Origin of the sequence: Streptomyces sp. SID9727 (genome assembly GCF_010550605.1) — a bacterium.
In the GTDB taxonomy this organism is placed as follows: domain Bacteria; phylum Actinomycetota; class Actinomycetes; order Streptomycetales; family Streptomycetaceae; genus Streptomyces.
In genome coordinates, this window is record NZ_JAAGNI010000287.1 from 1 (window position 1) to 1,928 (window position 1,928).

1 protein-coding gene and 1 pseudogene are annotated in these 1,928 nt (G+C 77.7%); one reads left to right on the forward strand and one right to left on the reverse strand.

What is annotated here, in order from left to right; all coding sequences use genetic code 11:
• The coding region (locus G3I41_RS18475) for an FAD-dependent oxidoreductase (RefSeq protein ID WP_164401326.1) at nt 1-931 on the forward strand (931 nt) is incomplete at its 5' end.
• An 11-nt stretch (nt 932-942) separates the two neighbouring features.
• Here G3I41_RS18475 and G3I41_RS18480 read toward each other — a convergent pair.
• A pseudogene (locus G3I41_RS18480) lies at nt 943-1,928 on the reverse strand (regulator); the annotation flags it as partial.

A 1,928-nucleotide genomic window follows, 5' to 3' on the forward strand; every position in this document is an offset into this window, starting at 1 on the left:
CGCGATCGACCACGCCCGGCTCGGCGTGGCCCTGGCCCGGCTCGCCGCCACACCGCCGGCCCGCGTCCTCGCCCGGCCCGAACGCCCCGCGCTCGACGCCCTGGCCGGCCGGCTCTCCTCCCGTACGCTCGACGGCTTCGTCCGCCCGCTGCTCACCGCACTGCTCAGCGACCCGGACCTCACCACGTCCAGCCGGTGCGCCGACCTCGCCCTGCGGACGTACGCGAGCGGACGGCTGTGCGTCCCCGAGGGCGGGGCGGGTACGCTGCCGGCGCTCCTCGCCGCTTCCCTGCCGCCGGGCACCGTACGCACCGGGGTGCACGTCGCCTCCGCCGACATCACCTCCGTACGCACCAAGGAGCACGGCGAGCTGGGCTGCCGCTCCCTGCTCGTGGCCACCGGAGCGAGCGCCGCCGCCGAACTCCTGCCGGGCCTGCGCCTGCCCTCCTTCCACCCCGTGACGGTGCTCCACCACACCGCGCCCGCTCCCCCGCCCACCGGCGCCTCGCTCGTCCTGGACGCCGACCGTTCGGGACCCGTGTCCCACACCGCCGTGATGAGCGAGGTCGACCCGGCCCGCGCCCCGCACGGCCGGACCCTGATCAGCTCCACGGTCCTCGGCACCCCGCCCGACGACCTCGACCGCACGGTCCGCGCCCACCTCGCCGCGCTCTACGGCGTGCCCACCGACGACTGGGAGCTGCTGGCCGCCCACCACGACCCGGAGGCCGTCCCCGCGATGCCCGCCCCGCACGACCCGCACCGCCCGGTCCGGGTCCTCGCCGGGCTCTACGTGTGCGGCGACCACCGCGACACCGGCACCGTCCAGGGCGCCCTGGCCTCGGGCGCCCGCGCCGCCGCGTCGATCCTCCACGACCTCGGCGTCCACCCGGCCGCCGGGGACGCCCCCGCGCTCCCCGAGGCGGCCTGAAGCGGGGCCTCTCAGCCCAGCGCGGCGACCCGCTCCCGGTAGCCGCGCACGGCGGCGGCGTCCCGGTAGGGCTCCAGCCGCCGTTCAAAGTCCCGTACGTATTCCGTGGCCCGCACCGAGCGCATCTCGGCCGCCTGCTGGGCGGCCTCCGCGCCCAGCCGGCACGCCTGGTCCAGCTCCCCCAGCCCCAGCCGGGCGGACGCCAGCACCACCCGGCAGAACAGCCTGCTGCGGGCGTACGCCGGGGCGCGCAGCTGGAGCGCGCGCTCCGCGTACTGCGCGGCGGACCGGTACTGCTGGAGGTCGCGATGGCAGTGCCCGAACTCGTCGGCGAGCTGCGCCTCGTCGAAGTGGCGCGCCCAGTGCGGCACCTCGTCACCGGGCCGGGCCGTCTCCAGCGCGCGTTCCGCCCGGGCGAGCGAGGCCGTGCACGCCTTGGAGTCCCCGAGCACCGCGTGCCCGCGCGCCTCCACCGCGTGCAGCAGGGCCATGACGGTGTGGGGCGCGGCCGAGCCGATGCCCTGCTGCGCCACCCGGGCCAGCTGGACCGCCTCCCGGCCGTGGGTGAGATAGACCGCCTGACGGCTCATGGTGATCAGCACGTAGCTGCCGTACGCCCGGTCGCCGGCCGCCTGGGACAGCCGCAGCGCCTGGACGAAATAGCGCTGGGCGAGGCCGTGCGCCGCGATGTCGTACGAGGTCCAGCCCGCCAGCCTGGTCAGGTCGGCGGCGGCCCCGAACAGCCGCCGGCCGGTCGCCTCTCCGTACGTGCCGCGCAGCATCGGCTCCGTCTCGTGCTCCAGGTACCGCACGAGGGCCTGCCGGGCGTGCCCGCCGCCGTAGGCGTGGTCGAGCGTCCGGAAGAGCTCGGCCACCGAGCGCAGCGCGGCCACGTCCCCCTCACCGACCCGGAGCCCGGAGCCCCGCTCGGTCTGCCGCTGCCGGGGCACCCCGGGCCCGGCCGTCGCGCCGCCGGCCGGGGCGCCGGGCGGTGCGG